Annotated in this window: 19 protein-coding genes and 1 pseudogene; 5 read left to right on the top strand and 15 right to left on the bottom strand. The window is 69.4% G+C overall.

Annotation, left to right across the window (positions count from 1 at the left end):
- Positions 1-48 precede the first annotated feature (48 nt).
- The 10 genes from STRVI_RS46855 to STRVI_RS42185 form a co-directional block, all read right to left on the bottom strand.
- Complete coding sequence (locus STRVI_RS46855; RefSeq protein WP_167543262.1) at positions 49-1941, bottom strand: sensor histidine kinase; 1893 nt, start codon at positions 1939-1941, stop codon at positions 49-51.
- Positions 1938-2627: a response regulator gene (locus STRVI_RS42225; protein ID WP_043237438.1), complete on the bottom strand. Its 690-nt coding sequence runs from the start codon at positions 2625-2627 to the stop codon at positions 1938-1940. The genes STRVI_RS46855 and STRVI_RS42225 overlap by 4 nt, the downstream gene beginning before the upstream one ends.
- Positions 2628-2632: 5 nt before the next feature.
- The gene (locus STRVI_RS42220; RefSeq protein WP_435532603.1) at positions 2633-3265 is read right to left on the bottom strand and encodes a phosphatase PAP2 family protein; all 633 of its coding nucleotides are present in this window, start codon (positions 3263-3265) and stop codon (positions 2633-2635) included.
- A 324-nt stretch (positions 3266-3589) separates the two neighbouring features.
- The gene (locus STRVI_RS42215) at positions 3590-4279 is read right to left on the bottom strand and encodes a response regulator (protein WP_014061695.1); all 690 of its coding nucleotides are present in this window, start codon (positions 4277-4279) and stop codon (positions 3590-3592) included.
- Complete coding sequence (locus STRVI_RS42210; RefSeq protein WP_014061694.1) at positions 4276-6183, bottom strand: PAS domain S-box protein; 1908 nt, start codon at positions 6181-6183, stop codon at positions 4276-4278. Before STRVI_RS42210 ends, STRVI_RS42215 begins: the two co-directional genes overlap by 4 nt.
- A 2-nt stretch (positions 6184-6185) precedes the next feature.
- Positions 6186-6617 (bottom strand): hypothetical protein, encoded by a 432-nt coding sequence (locus STRVI_RS42205; protein WP_014061693.1) that lies wholly within the window; start codon positions 6615-6617, stop codon positions 6186-6188.
- Positions 6618-6774: 157 nt separating this feature from the next.
- Entirely contained in the window at positions 6775-8418 is a 1644-nt protein-coding gene (locus STRVI_RS42200) for a hypothetical protein (RefSeq protein WP_014061692.1), read from the bottom strand.
- Between the two features lie 24 nt (positions 8419-8442).
- Positions 8443-10545 (bottom strand): glycosyltransferase family 39 protein, encoded by a 2103-nt coding sequence (locus STRVI_RS42195; RefSeq protein WP_014061691.1) that lies wholly within the window; start codon positions 10543-10545, stop codon positions 8443-8445.
- Entirely contained in the window at positions 10535-11830 is a 1296-nt protein-coding gene (locus STRVI_RS42190; RefSeq protein ID WP_014061690.1) for a glycosyltransferase, read from the bottom strand. The genes STRVI_RS42195 and STRVI_RS42190 overlap by 11 nt, the downstream gene beginning before the upstream one ends.
- Positions 11827-12336, bottom strand: coding sequence for a GtrA family protein (locus tag STRVI_RS42185; RefSeq protein WP_014061689.1), 510 nt, complete (start codon positions 12334-12336; stop codon positions 11827-11829). Before STRVI_RS42185 ends, STRVI_RS42190 begins: the two co-directional genes overlap by 4 nt.
- A gap of 466 nt (positions 12337-12802) precedes the next feature.
- Between STRVI_RS42185 and STRVI_RS42180 the strand changes: the two genes are divergently transcribed.
- The 5 genes from STRVI_RS42180 (at position 12803) to STRVI_RS49445 (ending at position 17763) form a co-directional block, all read left to right on the top strand.
- Positions 12803-13792 (top strand): S8 family serine peptidase, encoded by a 990-nt coding sequence (locus STRVI_RS42180; RefSeq protein WP_251982836.1) that lies wholly within the window; start codon positions 12803-12805, stop codon positions 13790-13792.
- 18 nt (positions 13793-13810) lie between these two features.
- The gene (locus STRVI_RS42175; protein ID WP_014061687.1) at positions 13811-14884 is read left to right on the top strand and encodes a glycoside hydrolase family 6 protein; all 1074 of its coding nucleotides are present in this window, start codon (positions 13811-13813) and stop codon (positions 14882-14884) included.
- A 306-nt stretch (positions 14885-15190) separates the two neighbouring features.
- The gene (locus tag STRVI_RS42170) at positions 15191-15538 is read left to right on the top strand and encodes a response regulator (RefSeq protein WP_014061686.1); all 348 of its coding nucleotides are present in this window, start codon (positions 15191-15193) and stop codon (positions 15536-15538) included.
- Complete coding sequence (locus tag STRVI_RS42165) at positions 15535-16812, top strand: glycoside hydrolase family 5 protein (RefSeq protein WP_014061685.1); 1278 nt, start codon at positions 15535-15537, stop codon at positions 16810-16812. The genes STRVI_RS42170 and STRVI_RS42165 overlap by 4 nt, the downstream gene beginning before the upstream one ends.
- 207 nt (positions 16813-17019) lie before the next feature.
- Positions 17020-17763: a signal peptidase II gene (locus tag STRVI_RS49445; RefSeq protein ID WP_167543261.1), complete on the top strand. Its 744-nt coding sequence runs from the start codon at positions 17020-17022 to the stop codon at positions 17761-17763.
- Positions 17764-17854: 91 nt separating this feature from the next.
- Here STRVI_RS49445 and STRVI_RS56265 read toward each other — a convergent pair.
- The 5 genes and pseudogenes from STRVI_RS56265 to STRVI_RS42135 all read right to left on the bottom strand — a co-directional run.
- Positions 17855-17929 (bottom strand): annotated as a pseudogene (locus tag STRVI_RS56265) (zf-HC2 domain-containing protein); the annotation flags it as partial.
- Between the two features lie 92 nt (positions 17930-18021).
- The gene (locus STRVI_RS42150; RefSeq protein ID WP_014061682.1) at positions 18022-18567 is read right to left on the bottom strand and encodes an RNA polymerase sigma factor; all 546 of its coding nucleotides are present in this window, start codon (positions 18565-18567) and stop codon (positions 18022-18024) included.
- 165 nt (positions 18568-18732) lie between these two features.
- On the bottom strand, positions 18733-19545 hold the full coding sequence (locus STRVI_RS42145; protein WP_014061681.1) for an anti-sigma factor: 813 nt from the start codon (positions 19543-19545) through the stop codon (positions 18733-18735).
- Positions 19542-20135, bottom strand: a complete 594-nt coding sequence (locus STRVI_RS42140) for a sigma-70 family RNA polymerase sigma factor (RefSeq protein WP_014061680.1) — start codon at positions 20133-20135, stop codon at positions 19542-19544. Before STRVI_RS42140 ends, STRVI_RS42145 begins: the two co-directional genes overlap by 4 nt.
- 243 nt (positions 20136-20378) lie before the next feature.
- Positions 20379-21416 (bottom strand): rod shape-determining protein, encoded by a 1038-nt coding sequence (locus STRVI_RS42135; RefSeq protein ID WP_014061679.1) that lies wholly within the window; start codon positions 21414-21416, stop codon positions 20379-20381.
- Positions 21417-21466: the final 50 nt, after the last annotated feature.

Here is a 21466-nt window from a genome sequence, read left to right as displayed (position 1 = left end):
GAGAGAAATGTCTCATATGTCGTCGGTGGCCGGTCTCAGGACGGCGGCTCAGGAATCCGGCGTGGCCGGAACCCTGGCCCGGATGCGGCTTCCCTGTCCGGGACGGCTGTCCACGTTCAGCGTGCCGCCCACCTCACGGGCCCGCTCCCGCATGGAGAGCAGCCCGAGATGGCCGGGGAAGGAGCCCTTGCAGTCGAAGCCCACGCCGTCGTCGGCGACCGTCAGGGTGACGGCGCCCGGTTCGTTGAGCAGATGCAGCCGTACGTTCCGGGCCTGCGAATGCTTGGCGATGTTGTGCAGCGACTCCTGGGCGATCCGGTACAGGGCGTGCTTGGCCTCCGGTGTGGTCTCCGGCTCGACGTCCAGCTTCGCCTCGGTGGCGATCCCGTACCGGGCCCGGAGCGCCTCGACATGCTGGGTCAGCGCGGCGACCAGGCCCTCCGTCTCCAGCGATTCGGGCCGCAGCCGGCACAGCAGCGTCCGGGTCTCGGCGATCGCGGCGTCCGCGAGCCGCCGTATGTAATCGATGGGCTCGGCGAGTTCGGCCAGCTCGGCGAGGTCCACCACCTCCCCGACGGCCTCGTGGCCGCCCGCCGGATCGACCCATACCGCCCCTTCCATCGGGTTCGGCGTCTCGACCCGTCCCACCGGCTCCGCGCTGTCGATGTCGCGTTCCAGCATCTCGCGGGCGGTACGGGCACCCAGTGCGATGCCGTAGAGCGCCTGCGAGACCGAGTCGTGCAGCTCGCGCGAGATGCGCTGCCGCTCCTCCCGGACGGACCTCTCCTCGGTGGCCCCCTGCTGCCGGTCGTTCTCCACCGCGCAGGACGCATGCCCCGCGATCACCTCCAGGAGGGTGATGTCCGCCTCGCCGGGGTCGCGGCCGGGCGGGAAGTGGCAGCACATCGCGCCGATCGCGGTGGATTCGCGCAGCAGCGGCCAGGCGGCCACCGCGCCCCGCGCCGGGCCCTCGCCGTCCGCGCCGGTACGGCCGCCGCCGTGGATGACGGGCGCGGCCCCGGCGATCGCCTCCAGCGCCGGTTTCCGGGACGGCGGGGTGTGGCCGTGGCCGCCGCCGACCAGGCGCAGGTTCGCCGACGGTCCGGGCTCCAGCAGATAGACCGTGCAGCTCGCGGCGCCGGTACGGGCCACCGCGCCCGCGGCCAGGGAGTCCAGGGTCCGCCGTACGCAGGGGCCGGAGGAACGGGTGAACCCCGAGGAACCAGACGAGCCCCAAAGGGAACCCGAAGGGCCCGACGCTCCCGCGAGCCCCGAAGCTCCCGCGAATCCCGAAGACCCGGAAGACCCGGAAGACCCGGAAGCCCCCGCGAACCCCGACGGGTCCGGCAGGCCCGATGACCCCGAGGAGCCCGGGGAACCGCCGGAGCCCGGTCCGGCGGCCGCGGACGCCAGCCGCCGCAGATGTTCCCGGTGCCGGATCTGGGCGACCGCATGGGCCCCGGGGGCCGCGAAGCGTCCCACGGTGCTCACATCGGCGTGGCTGAGCCGCCGCCCGCCGCCGCGGTTCGCCACCTCGATCACCCCCACGGGGTGGCCGCGCACCAGCAGCGGCGCGTCCAGCACCGAGGCCGGGACCGCGTGCCGGGGGTCCCGGCCGAGCCGGCGCGGCCGCCGGTCGTGGCTGGAGACCGTGGGCCGTCCGGCGCGGATCGCCTGGCGGGCGGGGGAGGAGCCGCCGGGCGTCAGGGGTCCGCTCGGCGCGGTCCATGGGGCGCCGTCGGTGGCTCGTATCGTCAGGACGTCGCCCGGCTCCAGCACCATCACCCGGGCCATATCGGCGCCCAGGAGTTCACGCACCCGGCGGGCGATCAGCCGGAGCGTGTCGTCGGCGGTCTCGCCCGCCAGGATGTGTTGGGTGACCTCGGCGAGCGCGGTGGCGCTCCGTCGCCGCCGGATCGGGGTCCATCGTGTATTGATCACGCCGACCACCACTGCTCCCTCGTCGTCGACTCCAGTGCTTCCGGAGGAGTGAGTTCACCCGCCGGTACCAGGCCGGACTGCACCGCGTAGACCGCCGCCTGGGTCCGGCTGTGCACCCCCAGCTTGGTCAGGATGTGGCTGACATATGTCTTCACCGTCTGCTGGCCGATCCGCAGATCATGGGCGATCTCCTTGTTGGCCTTGCCGCGCGCGAGCATGGTGAGGACCTCGGTCTCCCGCTCGGTGAGCTGCTCGGGGCCGCTCGGCTCCCTGACCTGGCCCATCAGCCGGGAGATCGCGGCCGGGGAGACATGGATCTGGCCCACGGCCGCGGCCTTCACCGCGTTACGGAGGTCGTCGGCCTCGGCGTTCTTCAGCAGGAAGCCGATGGCCCCCGCCCGGACCGCGCCCATGACCATGGCGTCGTCGAGGGAGCTGGTCAGCGCCACCACCTCGACCTCGGGGAGGTCCTGGCGGATCTCGGCCGTGGCCGATACGCCGTCCATCACCGGCATCAGCAGATCCATCAGGACCACGTCGGGGCACAGTTCACGGGCCAGCCGTACGGCTTCCCGGCCGTTGGTCGTCTCGCCCACCACCTTGATTTCGTTGTCGAGCCCAAGAATCATGCGTAGGCCCTGCCGGACCACCGCATGGTCGTCTGCGATCAGCACGCGAAGCGCCACTTGGTTCACCTGCCCATGGAGTACATCGCCGCACGAGCGGAGACGGACGCGGAAACGGTCGCGATCAGCGGTTCGAAGAGGGGGAGGACCAGCAGGACGAGGACGCCCGCCAGCCACCCGCCCAGGACGTCACTCACCCAGTGGGTGCCCAGATAGACGGTGGTCAGACCGACGCCGAGCGCCATCACGGAGGCGATCAGCGCGCCCGTCCGCCGGTGGCGACCGGCGAGATAGGCGACGGTGCCCCAGACGACGACGGCGTTGGCGGTATGACCGGAGGGGAAGACCATTCCGCCGTGGAAGAGCTCGGCGGACCCGGGGGTCTGGGCATAGTGCGGGCCCACCCGCCCGGTGAGGATCTTGACGGCGCCGACGCTCACATTGAGCAGCAGCAGCGCCAGGCCCAGAACCAGCGGCGGACGCGGGCTCCGGGTCCTCTCTCCGCGCCAGCAGGCCCAGGCCAGGGCGGCCAGGGCGGCGGGGCCGCGCTGGCCCGTGATGACGAAGGCGTCCAGGATTGGTCGGAGCTGCGGCCACTGTTTGTACGGCTTGAACAGGGCCACCTGCCAGTCGAGCCGGATGAGCTGCGAGCCGGTGAGGACGGCCGCGAGGACCGCCGCGTAACAGGCGGCGGCCACCAGGAAGGCGATCGTGCGTCCGCGACTGAGCGGGCATCGGATCCGTCCATGGACTCGCATGGGGAGGAAACCCGTCTCGGTATGCCCGCGATTCCATCCTAAGGGGGACTTTCTGCCCCATTCGGCCCTCGGCGGCCCCGCCCCGGGTGGTCCCGCCCCCTTCGTACGGGCCCATACGGGGGAGAGCCCGTGGACCCCGGGGACTCCGTGGACCCCGGGGACCCCGTAGATCCCGTGGACCCCGCACGGCCAAAGCGAATGGCCCCCGCGCCGGAGGGGGCCATGGCCATACCCGAAGCCGAAGGGGCTCCGGGGGTCAGCCCGTCACTCTTCCGGCCCCTCCGGCTGCGCGGGCTTGAAGCCGAATTCGGCGGCCCTCGCGACCGCCTCGAGCTGTGAGCGCGCGTCCAGCTTCTCCAGGATCCTGCGCACATGCGTGCGCACGGTGGCGTAGCTGATGCTCAGCCGCTCCGCGACGGCCCGGTTGTCCAGGCCCTGGCTCATCAGCGTGAGGATCTCCTGCTCACGCGGGGTCATGCTGTCCAGGCGCTCGTTCTGCTCGGCGGTGGACCGCGCGTCCTCGCGGTGCCGCGCCAGCACCTCCACCAGGGTGCTTGCCGGGATGAGGGTCTCGCCCTCGGCGGCCGAGCGGATGGCGGACGCGATCTCGTCGCCGCTCGCCGACTTCAGCAGATAGCCGCAGGCGCCCGCCTCCACCGCGGCCAGCAGCGCCGAGTCGCTGGCGTCGGCGCTGAGGATCACGATGGCGACGGAGGGGTCATGGGCCCGTATGCCGGCCGCCGCGTCGGCCCCGGTGCCGTCGGGCAGCCGGAAGTCGACCAGGGCCACATCGGGCTTCAGCTCCTTGGCCATGGGCACGGTCTCGGCGACCGAGTCGGCCCAGCCGACCACCGTGAGATCCGAGTATTCGGCCAGCAGGGCCCACAGCCCCTCGGCCACCACCCGGTGGTCCTCGACGATCAGCACCTTCGTCAGTTCGGGAGGTGCTGTCACGGCTGTGGGTCCCCTTCGGGGGAGTCGGCGGGGTCGAGCGGCGCGCCCGGGGGAGCGCCGAGCGGCACCCAGAACTCCACGGTGGTGCCGGAGCCGGGTTCGCTCTCGATCCGGCACCAGCCGCCCGCGATCTGGGCCCGCTCCTGGATCAGGGAGAGCCCGAGATGGCCGGGGCGGGACTCCACCTCGAGCGGGTTGTAGCCCTCGCCGTCGTCGACGATCCGCACCAGGCAGCCGTCGTCGAGCCCGAGGAGCTGTACGTGGACCGTCTTGGCGTGGGCGTGCTTGCGCACGTTCACCAGCGCCTCCTGGGCGGTCCGGTAGATCAGTGCCATCGTCTCGGCCGGGGGATGGGCCGTGAGCCGGTCCTCCAGCCGGTAGGTGATGCCGGTCTCGGTGCGTATCTGCTCCAGCAGTCCGCGCAGCGCCCCGGCCAGGCAGCCGTGTTCCAGGCTGGACGGCCGCAGGTCGAAGATGAGCTGCCGCAGCCGGCTGAGCGAGAGCTTCAGGGTCTCGTCCAGCTTGTCCATCACCCGCTGCTCGTCCGGGTCCCGCAGCCGCCGGCGCAGTTGCTGGAGGCGGAGGCTGGCCGCGGTGATCACCTGGATGGTGTCGTCGTGGATGTCGGCGGCGATCCGCCCCCGCTCGGCCTCCTGGGCGTGGACCAGATGGCTGAGCAGCGCCTGGCGGTCGCGGTCGGTGACCTCCAGCAGCTCCAGGCTGCGCTCCAGGACGAACTGGGCGCGCTGCACCTCGGTGATGTCCCGGATGGTCAGGACGGTGAGCAGGCCCTCTTCCGTACGCAGCGGGCTGATGCTGACGTCGGCGGGGAACTGCTTGGCGTCGCTGCGCCGGCCGACCAGCTCCACGCTGTGGCCCACCGGCTCCTCCAGGCTGTCGTCCCATTCGCGCAGCGAGACGGTGAGCGGCTGGTCGGGCAGGAGGGCCTCCACGGCCCGGCCGATCAGATGGTCGCGGTCGTAGCCGAAGAGCGCCTCGGTGCGGTTGTTGGCCGCCTGGATCCGGCCGCTGGTGTCCACGATCAGCATCGCGTCGGGGGAGGACTCGATGAGCTGGCGGAACCGGCTCTCGGCCGCCCGAAGCTGGCTCAGGTCGGCTATGAAGACCACTCCGCGGGGCTGCCGGCCCTGCAGATGGCCGCCGCTGAACTGGGCGGGGAACTCGGTGCCGTCGCGGCGGCGGCCGCTCATCGCCGACGGCGAGGTGAAGACCCGGCCGATCAGTTGCTCGGAGGCGGTGCGGTAGCGCTCGGGGACGAGGTCCCGCAGCCGCTTGTCGCGCAGCTCCGCCGAGCTGTAGCCGAACATGTGCCGGGTGTGGGCGTTGGCGTACTCGATCCGGCCGCGGGGGCCGACGATCAGGACGCCGCACGGTGCGTGGCCGAGCAGCTCCAGGAACGAGTCCTCCAGGCGGTTGCCGACCAGGTCCTCGAACCGCCAGGAGGCGCGCTCGGCGCGGCGCAGCGGCTCGGCGCAGTCCGCGAGGAGCTCCGCGGACATGCTGAACTGATCGCGCGCGGCCCGGATGATCGCCTCGAGGATCTCCTCGGCGGGGGTGCCCTTGACCAGATAGCCGCTGGCCCCGACGGCGAGCATGTTCAGCACGGTCTCGCGTTCGCCGTGGGCGGACAGCGCCACCACCCGGGCGTCGGGGACCTGGTCGCGGATGGCCCGGACGCTGCTGGGGGCGTCGCCCCGGGGCATGTGCACGTCCATGATCACGACCCGGGGGCGGTGGTCGACCGCCGCGCGCACGGCCTGCTCATGGTTGATGGCCAGGCCCACCAGTTCCAGGTCGGGGTGGGAGTCGATGAGGTCGGCGAGCGCCTCCCGGACGGCCGGGTCGTCATCGGCCACCACAACATCGATCCGGTTGTCGCCCATCACTACCCACCTCCCTTGAGGACGGCACCCTGCAGTTCGCGGATGCTGAATTCATCGCGCCGGCAGTGCGCCAGCGAGGGCATGACCGCGGCCAGTGGCGCGACCAGCACGTTGTAGTGGCTTCCGATGCGGTCGCAGACGGCGACCGCCGCCGCGGCGTCCCATACCGCGGCCCAGAAGGCCCAGTCGTGTCTCTGGTGGTTCCGCGCGGCGTCCAGGGCGGCCCGGCGCGCCACCGAGGCGGCGACCAGGATCCGGTATCGCTCCTCGGGCGTGGTGGTGCGATGGACCACTGCCCAGCCCTCGGCGCGGGTCTGGCTGGACGTCTGCTTCCACAGATCGGCCACCCGGTCGATTTCCTCTGGGGTGAGGTCCTCGATATGGGTCAGGAATTGTAGGACTCTTCGTGAGTTAGGGCCGAAAACTACGCTCATAGGACACTCCAGGACGCATGGTACATCTACGGAACTGGTGAGCGGCCCTACGGCCGTCGGCGGCCGGCCGCTCCCTGGAACGTGGGCCCGCCTTTCGGCCGTAGTCGCCGTCCGGCACGGTCCGGCCCACGTTCTTCCTCGGTGCCGTTCGCCGGCCCTAATCTCCGCGTCCCTGGGACATGTTGATGCTCGCCTTCGCGACGCCACCGCTCTTCTGGCCGATGAGCTGGAAGGCCACACCGCTCTCGTCCGCCGTGGTGATCTTGTACGAGCCCACGGCCGACGCCTTGCCCCGGCTGTCCACCTGGAAGCTCCCGATCTTGCGCTGGCCCTTCGAGCCCGAACCGGCGTAGGCGTTCACCGTCTCGCCCGGGGCGAACCCCGCGACATAGAAGCTGAGCGTGGTGCCCGCCCTGCCGCCGAAGGCGCTGGGCTCCGCGGACGGGGAGTACGGCAGCACGGTGAAGCCCGAGCGGACCACGGCCCGGCTCTGGTCGCCGATCGCCATCAGCGTCTGCCGTCCCTTGAGGCCGAACGGCACGTTGAACGCCACGTCGCGGATCTGTCCCATGCCGTTCGCCTGGGCGGTGAAGGCCGGCAGACCGCCGGTGGAGTTGATGTAGACCAGCACCCGCTCGCCGGGCGCGAACTTGTTCGCGGACAGCGTGATCCGCTGGCCGGCCTTGAGCGCGTACGGCTTGGACTTCATCGAGGGGTACATGGCCAGCATCTGGAACGGCGCGGTGGCCGTGGTCTTGCTGCGCTTGCCCACCAGGACCAGGGTGCTGGAGCCGGTCGGGGCCACGCCCACCTTGATCGCCGCCTGGCCGACGCCGCCGCTGCTGTCGGTGTGCAGCGTGGTGACGGGGATGCCGGTGGTCCGGCCCCAGAAGACGTCGATCGTCTCACCCGGGCGGAAGCCGCGGGCGGTGACCGTCACCACGTCGCCGGGGCGCCCGACCAGCTTGTTGATCTTCGCGGTGCCGACCGCACCACCGGTGATCACCTTGGCCTGCGCCGCCTTGGTGCTGCCGCGCTGCTGGGCGACCAGGGTCGCGGGCCGGTTGCCCGCGCTCTCGGGCATGGTGAACCGGGCGTAGATCGACCCGAACTTGTCCGAGCGCACGCTGCCGATGGCACGGCCCTTGGTGTCCGACTTCCGGACCTTGAGCAGGATGTCCACCGTGGCCTTCTTGTCGAAGCCACCGCCCTCGACCGCGGCGCTGCTGCCGGGGTTCACCAGGCCCGGGTTGATCACGATGATCGGGCCGGATGCCTGGGGGACCCGCTGGTTGCCCAGCTTGATGGTCTTGGGCTGCTTGGGCGGGCGTATCTCCTGCTCCTGCCGGGAGTGGTGCTTCTTCGGGGCGCTCCCGCCTCCGCCGCCGGTGGTGCTCAGGGCGCCTCCGAAGCCGCCGCGCGCGACCACCTGGACGAGCGATCCGACGATCGCGAAGACCACGAGAGCGAGCAGGACGGTCTTCCAGGTGAGCTTTTTCTTCTTGTCACCGTCGGGGGTGTTCTCCTCGTCGAGGGTGTTCTTCTGGTGGGGGAGGTTCTCCTCGGCGAGGGGGCTTTCCTCCTCGGGGATTTCCTCTTCCTCAAGGATGTCGTCCTCATCGGAGACGTCCTCTTCCTCGGGGATTTCCTCCTCGGGGATTTCCTCTTCCTCGAGGATGTCGTCCTCATCGGAGACGTCGTCTTCCTCGGAGACGTCGTCCTCCTCGTCGGGGATTTCCTCCTCGTTCTCGGGATCATCCCTGTCCTCCCGAACATCCCGGTCGTCGTCGTACTCAGGCATGGCCTTCACCTCCTCTTCCCATGGCTACTGCACACGGTAGATTTCCAGCCTGATATTGCCCTCGGTCACCGACCAGACGCGGTTGGAATTGCGCAGCGCCTGGAGGATCCAGTTCTCCCGGCCGTCGCCATTGTTGAGCATCATGGATCTGCGCATCTTGTTCGACATGATGATGTAGTCCACGTTCTGCCACTTCTTCTTGAACAGTTTGTCGCGGACATCCGGGTCGGACGAGGCGTTCCAGTGGGAGTGCGCGTACGGGTAGAACGGGCGGATATCGTGCAGCTCACTCCACAGGTCGTCATCCATGATGATGCGCGAATTCGGCGGAACGTGCTTGCGAACCCAGGCGATCTGAGCATGCTGCATTCCGGTGAGGTTGATCTTGGACTGGTACTGGTCGGCAATCTGCGTACGGCCCTCGGTATTGGTGTGGACGAGATATCCGGAGGCCGGTGACGCCAGGAGCAGAATGGCGACGAACGACGGCACGGCGACCCGGGTCATGGAATGGGCACCACGCATGAACCGACTGGCGAACGAGCCCTTGAGCAGCCGGTCCGTGACCATGCCGACATTGAGCGCGAACATCGGGATCAGCGGCGTGATGTAGAAGTCCAGCACCACGCTGCCGCGCACCAGATAGAAGGCGTATCCGAAGGCCAGCGTTCCGGCGACCAGAAAGCCCAGGTTGCGCCTGCGGTCCCGCACGCCGACCCACAGACAGATCACCATCGCGCACACCCCGGCGACCAGCAGGAACTTGTCCCGCACCAGCCAGCTCGTCTGAAGCAGTCCGGTGTGGCTGAAGAGGGTGCCCTGGTTACGGTTGAGCTGCCACCACAGGGTGTAGAGCAGCGAGACATGGTCAGCGGGCGGATTGTTCAGATCGAAGTCGAATCCGCTCGGCAGCAGCTCGTTCTTGAGCAGTGCGTAGGTCACATAGGCGCCGATCGGGCTGAGCGCGGCGAACGGCCAGAGGGCCCTGGTGAACCGATGGCTGGGCGATCCCTTGATTCTTCGGTAGAGCAGATACATGAAGGTCGGCACGAAGAAGATGGCGTTCTCCTTGGTGATCAGGGCGATGCCCAGCGCCACCCCGCCGCCGAACACCGATCTGATCGTGACTTCCCGGCGGAGCAGCATGAACAGGCTCAGCAGCAGCCAGAGGATCATCAGGTTGTCCAGCAGGACCTGCCGCTGGAAGTAGACCGCGATCGGCGAGACGTTGAAGAGGAACGCGGTGACGGTTGCGGCCAGCACGCTGCCGGACAGCCGCCGGGTGACCTCGAACAGCAGATAGACGCTGCCGACATGCACCAGCAGCATCAGAAACCGTCCGGTGTTGATCGCGTTCCCGAAGGTCTCGAACTGCTTCGGCAGCGGAAAGGCCCAGCCGGCCAGGGTGATCCAGCCCAGCGGGGCGTGGTCGTAGTCGTAGGTGTACGGGGACAGGCTGGTCTCCCGCAGCACCGACCACGCCCGCTGCATATAGATGCCCTCGTCGGTGAGGTACAGGGGATAGCGGAACAGGTGGTAGCCGTGGGTGAGCACGCCGGTCAGCAGCGAGACGACCAGGGCGATCTTGCCCTTGGTCCCCAGCGGGGGGAACCAGCCGCGCGCCACGGAGAACCGCGGGCCGCGACGCGGACGCCGCGCGGGGGCCTTGGCGTTCTTGCCCGCCACGGTCTTCTTGCCCGGCGCGGTGCTCTTGCCCGCCACGGGCTTGTTGCCTGGCGTGGTGCTCTTGCCCGCCACGGGCTTGTTGCCTGGCGTGGTGGTCTTGTTCGCCACGGTCTTCTTGCCTGGTGCGGTGCTCTTGGCCGGTGCGGTGGTCTTGCCTGGCGTGGCGCTCTTGCCCGGTACGGTCTTCTTGCCCGGTGCGGTGCTCTTGGCCGGTGCGGTGGTCTTGCCTGGCGTGGCGCTCTTGCCCGGTACGGTCTTCTTGCCCGGTGCGGTGCTCTTGGCCGGTGCGGTCTTCTCGTCCGGTGCGGTGCTCTTACCCGGTGCGGTGCTCTTGTCCGGCGGCGTGGTGCTCTTGTTGGGCGCGGTCTCCTTGTCCGCCGCGGTCTTCCGGCCTTCCGAGCCGACGGGCGCCGACCGCGAGGGCGTGGTGTTATCCGACACGCGACTCCGCCTCCTCGGTGGTGGCCCGGTGGGCGCCTACGTGCTGTGTCTTCTCCCAGTCGTGGCGGCCGAGCATCTCGCGCCGCATGGCCCGCAGCGCGGCGTACGCGAGGACCATCTGAAAGGGGAACCAGGCGATGGCCATGCGCATGAGGGCTTTGGGCGAGGCTTCGAGGCCATGGGCGCCGGTGAACTCGTACAGACCGACCGCCTGGACCAGAAAGTGCGCGGCCAGCAGCAGTACGGGCAGATACGAGCAGAGCGCGATCAGCACCGGCACCTTGAGGATCAGGATCATGCCGAGCGAGATCGGCAGATAGAGGCCGAGCAGCGCCTGCCCGCGCGGGAACACCAGGACGTAGAAGGCGAGCCAGCGCTGTTTGCGCGTCGGCATCTTCTTCCACGTGCCCTTCTTCAGAGTCTGTATAAAGCCCTGGCTCCAGCGGGTGCGCTGCCGGATGAAGTGGCCGAGGGTCGGCGGGGTCTCCTCCTTGGTCACATACCGGTCGTCGTAGACGACGCGCACCCGCTCGCCCATGGCGGATATCCGCAGGCCCATGTCGGCGTCCTCGGTGAGGTTGCGGTCGTCCCAGCCGCCGAGCCGCAGCAGCAGCTCACGGGCGAAGAAGACGGTGTTGCCGCCGAGCGGGATCGAGCCGTGGTGGGCGTGGTAGTGCAGCCGGCTCTTGAACCAGAAGAAGTACTCCAGGACGTTGAGCGTCGAGTACCAGTTGGACTCGTAGTTCATCAACTGCACACCGGCCTGGACCACCCTGACCTTCTCCTGCACCATCACGGTGTTCACCAGGCTGAAGATCTCCGGGTGGATATCGTCCTCCGCGTCGAAGATCGTCACCACTTGGTTGGCGGTGTGCGGAAGAGCGGTGTTGAGGCCGTGCGGTTTGTTGATCGGCTGGTCGTCGAACACCACGACCCGCACATTGCGCAGCCCTTCCCGCTTCAGCTCGTCGATCTTCTCCTCGGCCTTTTTGATCGTGCCGTCGTCGTCCTGTGAGCAGATCACGAAGACCTCCAGCAGTTCCGCCGGGTAGTTGGCCCGCACCACGCGCTCGATGGTGCTCTGGATGACGTCTTCCTCATGCCGGGCGGGCAGCAGGACACTGAAGGAGATCTGGGGCGGCAGGAATTCATCCGGCGCCCTGGCCCTCAGTTCGGCATCCGCCCGGTCCCAGGTGTAGAGCATGAGGTAGAGGACGTGGGCCGACTGCACGGTGAGCAGAATCGAGACCACGATCAGCACCAGGTAGATGATGGCGACAATCATCGGCTCCGCCTCCCCCAGACCCAGCCGGTACTCGACGCGAAGTTGACCGCGAAAGCCGCCGCGATGCCGAGGCAGTTCGCCAGCAGCAGATGCGTTCCGCCGCGCACCAGTGACCAGACGATGAGCACATTGACCCCGAGTCCGCCCAGAACCGAGACATTGAACTTGATGAATCGCCGCAGGGACGGAGTGCCGACCGCGAAGGTCCACCGGTCGTTCAGCAGATAGTTGTGAACCACGGCGAGTTCCACCGCTATCGCCGACGCCACCAGGAGCGGAAGTCCGGCCCAGTGATAAAGAACGAAGAGGACCACCGTGTTCACGAGCGCGCCGCCCCCGCCGACGACCGCGAACCGAAGGGCCAGCCCGGGCATACCGGCCATCGGGTTCCGGACCGGGAGGGCTCGCCAGAGCATTCCGGTCCGCTTACGGGCCTTGCCGGCGGAGGTATCCGCCTCTTCGTCCGGCTCTCCGGTGCGCTCGCTGGACGTTCGGAAACGCTGCATCGCGACTCCCTCTACAGGAGGCTCTTATCGCCGTTGACCCAAGAGTGCGTCACCCGAAAAGGAGGTAGTACCCGCGACCGGGGGAGCCGGTGGTACACCTTCGGCGGACCCCTCCGCTCCCCCGTATTGGGGAGAGGAGGGTGCGGGGTATCCCGACCGTCCCCCAAAGAAGGGACGGGTCGCTCACCCTCTCGCGGGTGTCAGTACCTGCGGGGGATGCCCAAGATGAAATGGGCCCGACGGCCTTGCGTCCCATGCGAAGAGAGTAGGTGACGTAATGTCAGGTCACGTGATGTCACGCCATCCATTCGCCGGCCGAGCCGGAGTGTTCATCGCCGCGATGACGCTCGCACTGGCCACGCCGGCTGCGGCAAGTGATTCCCATTCCGGTGGGCTGCATGATTCCGAATGGGCGCTGACCGCGCTCAAAGCGGAACGCGCCTGGAAAATCAGCAAAGGTGCCGGGGTGACCGTGGCGGTCATCGGTACCGGGGTCGACGCGACCCATCCGGATCTGCGCGGGCGCGTGGTCCGCGGAAAGAATTTCGCGGGCGGCACCGGCGGCTTCGGCACCCGGGACGGCGGCAAGGCGGCCGAGCAGTCCACCCATGCCGCCGGAATCATCGCCGGCACCGGCCGCAATTACCGCGGCGACGGGGTGTACGGCCTCGCGCCCCAGGCCAAGGTGATGCCGCTCGACGTCTACCGCGACGGAAAGGCCCTCGCCGACCCCACCGCGAAGGCCATACGCCACGCGGTCGGCCAGGGCGCCCGCGTCATCGATCTGGCCGTCTCCTTCAAGCGTCCGACCCCCGCGCTGCGGTCCGCGGTGAAGTACGCCGTCGCCAAGGACGCCGTGATCGTGGCCGGCGCGGGCGACAACGGCAAGGAAGGCAACAAGCCCACGTACCCGGCCGCCCTCCCCGGGGTGGTCGCCGTGGTGGCCACCGACAAGAAGGGCGCCGTCTGGACCTCCTCCCACCACGGTGGGAAGACCCTCCTGGCCGCCCCCGGCGTCTCCATCCTCACCACCTCCGGCAACAGCGACTACTGGACCGGCGACGGCACCGGCTTCGCGGCGCCCTGGGTCGCGGCGGGCGCCGCGCTGCTGCGCTCGGAGCACCCCCGCTGGAACGCCAACCAGGTCGTCCAGAAGCTGATCGACACCGCCGATCGCAGGGGGGCCGCGGGCCATGACCCGCGCTACGGATACGGGGTGATCGCTCCGGCCAAGGCGCTGGCGGACCGGGCCGCGCCACCGGCCTCCGCCGAGCTCTCCGCTCCCCGCCGCCATGCGGCCGCCACCCCGGCCGCCTCCGCCGCCAAAACCGACGGGGATGAATCAGCCCTGGTCACGATAGGGGTGGTGGCCGGCGTCCTGGTGGTGCTCGCGGTCCTGGCGGTGGTGCTCATCAGCCGGCGCAGGCCCCCGCCCGACAACTTCCACAACGGCTGAGGCCGGGCTGGACTCGCCATGATCACGAAACTGTGCGGACGCGTCCGCCGCCTCCGCCCGTCGGCCGGCGGACGTAAGCCCAGGTGGGCGGGGCGGGGCATTGCCCAGCTGATCGTGATGGTGCTGGTGGTCGAGGTGGTGATGGCGGCGACCACGGTGCAGGCCCTGTTCGTGGGGCCGGTGTGGCAGCCGTACGGCAAGCCGTCACTCCCGGTGGCCAAGCCGTTCTTCCCGGCGACGACCCGCTTCTACACCGACCCCCACAACCCGGCCGCGACCTGGGTGCGGGACCATCCGCACGACCGGCGGGCGGCGGCCATCGGCGAGCGGATCGCCGCCGAGCCCCAGGCCGCCTGGCTCACCGAGACCAATGAGTCCCTGGTCGAGGAGCGGACCCGCTCCCTGGTCCGCACCGCCGCCGCCCGGCGACGGCTGCCGGTGCTGGTCCCGTACACCATCCCGCAGCGCGACTGCCAGCAGCTCAGCTCCGGCGGCGCCGGGGACGCGGCCGCCTACGGGCGCTGGAGCGAGGCCCTCGCCCGGGGGATAGGGGACGGGCGCGCCATCGTCATCCTGGAACCGGACGCGCTCGCCCATATGAGCTGTCTCAAGCGGCGGCAGCAGGCGGAGCGGTACGCGGCGCTGTCGTACGCGGCGCGGGCGTTCCAGCGGGGGGCGCCACGGGCCCGGGTCTACTACGACGCCGGTAACTCCGGATGGCAGCCCGCGCGCACCATGGCCGATCGGCTGCGGCGCGCCGGTATAGAGCGGTACGGGGACGGGATAGCGGTCAACGTCTCCAACTTCAACGCCACCGCCGACGAGGTGCGCTACGGACTCTCCGTGATCAGGGAGCTGCGCCGGCCCCGGCTGGGGGTCGTGGTCGACACCAGCCGCAATGGGGCGGGGCCCACGCGGAAGCACAGCTTCTGCGATCCGCCGGGCCGCAAGCTGGGCAGGCCCCCCACCGCCGCCACCGGCATCCCCGGCATCGACGCCTTCCTGTGGGTCAAGCAGCCGGGGCAGGCGGACGGCTGTGCCGCCGGTGCGGGCATGTTCCTGCCCGGGTACGCGTACCGGCTGACGCACTGAACCCCTGGCCCTCTGACCCCTCTGCCCCCTGCCCCGCTGACCTCCTCCAAGGCGCCGGTCACCCCGTGACCGGCGCCTTTCGCATGCCCTGAGCGCCTCGGACCGACCCCCCATATCGGACATAACTCCCATAAAACGGCCGAATTCTCCTACCTCAATTGAGGTACGCGGAATTCGGTCGTTTGGTGTGCCCGGAATTCCTGCAATTGAGGTACGCAGATTTCAGCCAGCCGTACGGCGATTCGGACCGCGGTCAGTCCCTAATGTCGGTGAGCGAAAGGACAAGCCACGAAGGAGCTCCCATCGATGCGCAGAGTTCTCGTCGTGGAGCACCACCCACTGGTGTTGAGTGCTCTCGCCGATCTCGTTGTCGAGGAGCCCGGACTGGAGCTATCCGGAATTGCAGGGTCGGCCCGAGAAGCAATTTCTCTGGCCAACCACATGCAGCCGGATGTGGTGCTGATCGACGTGGATGAGCCCGGCTGGCAAACGCAGCGGCTGGTCCGCCTGATCGGCGAACTCCTACCGTCCGCGCGGATTGTCCGGCTGACCGCAGTCTCCGACCCGCAGATGGAATGTCTGGAATCTCCGACGAACAACCCCAGCATCCTCAAGACCGCAGTACCCGAATTCCTCAGGAGCATCACCGAATGAATTCCCCCATGGACCAGAACAACGCCCCGACCACCGAGACCAAGCGCACGCCGCGCTCGCAGCGTCTCCGCTTCGGTATCGCCGCGGCCGTCGTCGCTGCTGCTGCCGTGGGTGGCACCGTCACTGCTTTCGCTGTGAACAACACCGATGGCCAGTCGGCCACCACCACCACCTCCGCCGCCGGGGCCAAGGCCACCGGTGCGGGCGCCGAGGGCCCGCTGTCCACCAAGAAGAGCGAGATCGTGGACTCCAACGGCAAGAAGGTCGTCCTGACCGGTGTGAACTGGTTCGGTTTCGAGACCGGCACCTACGCGCCGCACGGCCTGTGGACCCGTAGCTGGGAGTCCATGCTGGACCAGATGGCCAAGCAGGGCTTCAACACGATGCGTCTGCCGTACTCGAACGAGATGTTCAAGTCGTCGGCCAAGCCCAACGGCATCGACTGGCACAAGAACCCCGATCTGAAGGGCCTCACCCCCCAGCAGATCATGGACAAGATCGTGAAGGGTGCCACCGACCGCGGTATCCGCGTGATCCTGGACCAGCACCGTCCGGACCAGTACGGCCAGAGTGAGCTGTGGTACTCGCAGAGCCTCACCGAGAAGCAGTGGCTGGACGACTGGGTCAAGCTGGCCAAGCGCTACCAGAACAACGACCGGGTGATCGGCGCCGACCTGCACAATGAGCCGCGTGGCCAGGCCACGTGGGGCGACGGCAACCCGAAGACCGACTGGCAGCTTGCCTCCACCAAGGCCGGTAACGCCATCCACAAGGTCAACAAGAACTGGCTGATCTTCGTCGAGGGTACGGACCGCCACAAGAACGAGCAGTTCTGGTGGGGCGGTGACCTCCAGGGTGTGAAGCAGCACCCGGTGAAGCTCAAGGAGCCGAACAAGGTCGTCTACTCGGCCCACGACTACGGTCCGGGTGTCTACAACCAGAACTGGTTCATGGCGAAGGACTTCCCGAAGAACATGCCGGCCATCTGGGACAAGCACTGGGCGTACATCAAGAAGCAGAACATCGCCCCGCTGCTGATGGGTGAGTTCGGTGGTAAGAAGACCGCCGGTAAGAGCTCCGAGGCCGTGTGGCAGAACGCCCTGATGGACTACCTCAAGAAGCACCAGATCAGCTACACCTACTGGACCTGGAACCCGGACTCGGGTGACACCGGCGGTGTGCTGAAGAACGACTGGAAGACCATCGACCAGAACAAGATGAAGATGCTGTCCAAGTACCAGACGCCTCTCCTGGAGGCGAAGAAGGGGAAGTAATCGTCGGAGTGACCCCTTCGGTACACCGCCGATGACCACCTGGAGGTCATAGGCAGTGGGCAGCAGCGAGGGCCCGCAGGCAGCCGCCTGCGGGCCCTCGTCTTTTTCCCCGGCCGGAAGGGAAGCGGGGCGGACCCCCGGCGGGTTTCCCTCCCGGGCCGCGGACCGCGCCCGCGGACCGGCCCCCCACCCCCAGGGAGGCCGATGATGAAGCCCCATCCGGCGACCGGCCGGCTCTTCTTCCCCCTGGTCGCGCTCGTCGTGATCGTGGCCGATCAGCTCAGCAAGGCCATGGCGCTGGCCGCCTGGAGCGACACCGTGGGGCCACAGGCCCGGTTCGGGCCGTTCTGCGCGCTGCTGGTGCGCAACACCGGGGTCGCCTTCGGCCTGGGCCACAGCAGGCCCGCGCTGATCGTCGTGATCACGCTCGCGGGCGCGGTGGCCACGCTGGGTGCGGCCGGTGCGGGGCTGCGGGTCCGCGGCCGGGGCGCGGCGCTGGGCCTGGGGCTGATCGCCGGGGGAGCGATGGGGAACGGCGCCGACCGGATGATCCGGGCGCCGGGCCCGCTGCGCGGGGCCGTCATCGACTGGATCACGCTGGACGCCCGCGGGCCGGTGTTCAACCTCGCCGATGTGGCCCTGATCACCGGGACCCTGCTCACCGCGGCCCTGCTGCTGCGCAGAACCTCGCGCGAACGGGCGGTCGCGCTGCCCGGCGGGGGCGTGGGGCCCGACCCGATCGTCAGCCTCCGGCCTTGTGCACCGCGCCCTGATCCGCGTCCCGATCCGAGCCCGGCGCCCTCCCTGGGACCGTCTCCGGCTCCGGCTCCGCCTCCGTCGGCGGCACCGCCCCGGGCACCGTCTCCGTCCCCGGGACCGGCTCGGTCGGCGCAGCCTCCGTCCCCGGCTCCCGGCTCTCCGGCTCGGCGAGGGACTCCGCGAAGTCCCTGAGCCGGTCCAGTACCGCCTCGTCGGTCACCGCGCGGGCGGCCAGCGCCTCGCTGATGCGCTGGTAGACGGCGAGCTCCCGGGCGCAGCGGTGGCACTCGGCCACATGGGTCCGCACCCGGGCCGCGGCCGGCGCCTCCAGCTCCCCGTCCAGATACGACTGGAGCATCGGCGCGCCCAGGGGACACCGCGCGCCCCGGAGATCTTCGGTGGTCTGCCTGGTTCGAGTGGTGCGTGTGGTCCGCCACCATGTCCATCTGCTCATGCGCCACCTCGCTCCGATTCCACTCCCGCGGCCAGCAACTGGTTCCGGATCCGCTTACGCGCCCGGTGCAGCCTGCTCATCACCGTCCCCTTGGGGACGTCCAGCACCTGTGCGGCCTCCGCGTACGACAGCCCGTCCACATGCACCAGCCGCACCACCTGCTGGTCACGCAGCGGAAGCGCCGTGAACGCGGCGTCCACGGCCTCGTCGAACGTCGTGTCGACCACCAGTTCCTCCGGTGTCGCGTCCCGGGCCGGGACCAGCCGCTCCAGTTCCGTATCCGGATCGTCGAGCAGCCGGGGCCGGCGCTGGCGGCGCCGGCTGACCTCCGCATGCCGCATGATCGTCAGCAGCCAGGCCCGTGGATGTCTCCCGTCAAAACGGCCGACTGCCCGGTACGCCCGTAGTAACGTGTCCTGCACGAGATCCTCGGCGTCGGCTCGCTGAGTGGTCAGTGACATGGCCACGCGCAGCAGCACCTCGACCTCGGGCAGCACATACTCAGCGAACATGCGCTGCTGATGGGCGTCCCGGTCAGCCACGGAGTGCCTCCTCGGATCCGGACCCCCCGGGGACGCGAAGCACGACATATCACACTCTGTGTAACATCTCGCTCACCGCGCCGCACGGGATGATCGGCGATCCGAGTGGCAGATCGGACATTGCGGCAGACCGGACGTTCAAGCAGGGTCAGGCGTTGACGTCGCTCAGACGTTCAGGGAGACCAGGCGCTTTCCGTCGGCCGTACGGACCTCGAAGCGTTCGATGTCGGCACGCTTCATGCCCGCGCCGCCATGTGCCCACAGCGGATTTCTCGCCTCCGCCTTGGGGCTGTCCTCGATCCCGTATCCCCACTCGGGCACGGACCAGGTCATCATCGTCTGCTCGTGGCCGTCCTTGGAGATCGCGATCAGGCTGCAGTCCAGGGGACCCTTGAGGTTCTTCAGCCGCAGGACGGCGTCGGTGCCCCACATCTTGTCCTCCAGCGCGACCGCCGCGTTCACCTTGGTGCCCGGGTCGGTGCCCTGCACCTTGTCGGGCATCCCGGAGAAGAGGGCGCTCTCGCCGGGGGTGGCCGTCACGGAGGTGTCCGAGCCGCCGGAGGTGACCGCGATGGTGCCGACCGGACCACCGACGATCAGCACGGCCGCCGCCGCGACCAGGTACAGCCCGCGCCGCCGCCGCTTGGCGCGGGATACGGCCACCTCGCCGACCATGCGCTGGAGCAGCGTCGGACCGGGGCGCGCGGTGAGGGTCTCGATGGCGTGGGGAGTGGCGCTGAAGGAATGCGGCGTGTGGCCCGTGAGCTGGGTCCGCCCGGGGCTGCCGTGGATCCCGGGGATGTCGGCCGCCAGATCGGCCAGCAGGGGTTCCAGTCCGGTCAGCTCGTCGAGCTGCCGTCCGCACTGGTCGCAGCCGACCAGATGCTCCTCGAAGTAGCTGGCCTCCGCCTCGTCGAGCACGCCGAGCACATACGCGCCAACGGCGTCATGTCCCGAGTGGTGCGTCTGCGCTGTCATGCCGTTACTCCTCTCTCCTCGAGCGCGAGCTTCATCGAGCGCAGCGCGTAGAAGACCCGGGACCGTACCGTCCCGCTGGGTATGCCGAGGGTCTGGGCCGCCTCGTTGACGGTCCGGCCCTTGAAGTAGGTCTCGACCAGCACCTCGCGATGGGCGTCGCTGAGGTCCTGCATCGCGTCGGTCAGGGTCATGAGCCGCAGTGCACGGTCGATCTCGTCCTCCGCGGGCATGAGTTCCAACGGGGAGGGGTCGACCTCCTGCGGCCGGGCCTGCCGGCTGCGGTGTCCGTCGATCACGATCCGGCGGGCGACCGTGACCAGCCAGGGCCGGATGGAGCCGGTGGCCCGGGAGAGCTGGTCGGCGTTCCGCCAGGCGCGCACCAGGGTCTCCTGGACGACGTCCTCGGCGCGGTGACGGTCGCCCGCGACCAGCCGCAGGACGAACGCGAGCAACGGCCCGGCGTGCTCCTGGTAGAGCGCGCGCATGAGGTGCTCGTCCGGCGTACCACGCTGGGATCTTGGCGGACGCTCATCGGCCACGGCGGCGTCGTCGTGCACCTGAACCTCCAGGACCTGACCTGAGTTGGACATCTACGGACGCTCCCGGTCTGAGCCCCGGGGGGGATCGGCGGCCATGTCGGCCTCTTCCCCCTTCACTACGCACGGAGGGAGGCAGCCGCTCAACGCGTCGCGAAGAAATTCCGATCAGGTGTCAGGGGCCCGGCGGGCCAGGGGGCCGGTCCGGACGCGGGCGGGGCCGGTCCGGATGCGGGCGGGGTCGGTCCGGATGCGGACCGGCCCCGCCCGGGTCGGTCCGGATGCGGGCCGGGGCGGTCAGGAGACCATCGCGTCCAGCAGCAGAGGCTGCACCTTGCCGTCGAGCATCGCGCCGAGCCCCTCGACCGCGCAGACGTCGGGGTGGTCGGCGATGTTCACCGGCATACCGGTGGCCTCCCGCAGCATCGTGTCGAACCCGGGCAGCACCGCGCTCCCGCCGGCCAGCATGATGCCGCGGTCGGCGAGGTCGGCCACCAGATCGGGCGGGCAGCGGCGCAGCACCGTGCCGATGGCGTCCAGCACCCCGGTGAGCGGGGTGCGGATGGCGCTCCGTACGCTCCCGACGTCGATCCGTACGGTCCGGGCGAGCCCCGTGGCCACGTCCCGGCCGTGCACCTCGGTGCTGGGCGGCGCCGGTGCGCCGTCCGCGCTGTTCTTGAGCAGCAACTGCAGCGGGCGGACGGCCTGGCTGGGCAGCATCAGCGCGTGCTCGTTGCGCAGATACTGGACGACCGCGTGGTCCACGGTCTCCCCGCCCACCGGCACCCGCTCGGCGGCCACGATCGAGCCCAGCGACAGGACCGCGACCTGGGTGGTGGCCGCGCCGCACACCACGATCATCGTCGCCTCGGGCCGTTCCACCGGCAGACCGCAGCCCACGGCGGCGGCGATCAGGGTGTCCACCAGCTCGACCCGCTTGGCGCCGATACCGGTGAGCGTCTCCACGGCGGCGCGCTGGGCGAGCGGGTCGGCGTCGTGCTGCACGCAGACGGCGGCGCTCACCAGCGGGCGGCGCCGCCAGGCGCGCCGCAGCTTGTTGCCCAGCAGCAGCCGCAGCATCCGCTGGGCCATGTCGATGTCGACGACGGTGCCGTTGGAGACCGGCCGTACGACGCGGATGTGCTCGGGCGTCCGCCCGGTCATCCGCTCGGCCAGCGCGCCGACCGCGATCAGCCCGCCGGTGTGGGTGTTCACGGCGGCGACGGTCGGCTCGTCGACGATGAGCCCGGTACGCCTGAGGTAGACACGCGTTCTGGCCGCGCCGAGGTCGACGGCGATGGAGCAGCGGCGCAGTGCCTCGAGGCTGATGGTCATGGCAGGTCTCCCCTGTGGGCGGCGTGGCGGGCCGCCGCCCGGCGGTCCTC

The sequence above is a fragment of the Streptomyces violaceusniger Tu 4113 genome, assembly GCF_000147815.2.
In the GTDB taxonomy this organism is placed as follows: Bacteria; Actinomycetota; Actinomycetes; order Streptomycetales; family Streptomycetaceae; genus Streptomyces; species Streptomyces violaceusniger_A.
This window is presented reverse-complemented; position numbering and strand designations above follow the sequence as displayed.

Bases quoted from the DNA above. Each gene is read 5' to 3' on its own strand.
- STRVI_RS49445 (WP_167543261.1), top strand. From the start codon at position 17,020: ATGAAGCCCCATCCGGCGACCGGCCGGCTCTTCTTCCCCCTGGTCGCG.
- STRVI_RS42205 (WP_014061693.1), bottom strand. From the start codon at position 6,617: ATGAGCGTAGTTTTCGGCCCTAACTCACGAAGAGTCCTACAATTCCTG.
- STRVI_RS42145 (WP_014061681.1), bottom strand. From the start codon at position 19,545: ATGACAGCGCAGACGCACCACTCGGGACATGACGCCGTTGGCGCGTAT.
- STRVI_RS42170 (WP_014061686.1), top strand. From the start codon at position 15,191: ATGCGCAGAGTTCTCGTCGTGGAGCACCACCCACTGGTGTTGAGTGCT.
- STRVI_RS42190 (WP_014061690.1), bottom strand. From the start codon at position 11,830: ATGATTGTCGCCATCATCTACCTGGTGCTGATCGTGGTCTCGATTCTG.
- STRVI_RS42165 (WP_014061685.1), top strand. From the start codon at position 15,535: ATGAATTCCCCCATGGACCAGAACAACGCCCCGACCACCGAGACCAAG.
- STRVI_RS42185 (WP_014061689.1), bottom strand. From the start codon at position 12,336: ATGCAGCGTTTCCGAACGTCCAGCGAGCGCACCGGAGAGCCGGACGAA.
- STRVI_RS42175 (WP_014061687.1), top strand. From the start codon at position 13,811: ATGATCACGAAACTGTGCGGACGCGTCCGCCGCCTCCGCCCGTCGGCC.
- STRVI_RS42200 (WP_014061692.1), bottom strand. From the start codon at position 8,418: ATGCCTGAGTACGACGACGACCGGGATGTTCGGGAGGACAGGGATGAT.
- STRVI_RS42135 (WP_014061679.1), bottom strand. From the start codon at position 21,416: ATGACCATCAGCCTCGAGGCACTGCGCCGCTGCTCCATCGCCGTCGAC.
- STRVI_RS42140 (WP_014061680.1), bottom strand. From the start codon at position 20,135: ATGTCCAACTCAGGTCAGGTCCTGGAGGTTCAGGTGCACGACGACGCC.
- STRVI_RS42210 (WP_014061694.1), bottom strand. From the start codon at position 6,183: ATGGGCGACAACCGGATCGATGTTGTGGTGGCCGATGACGACCCGGCC.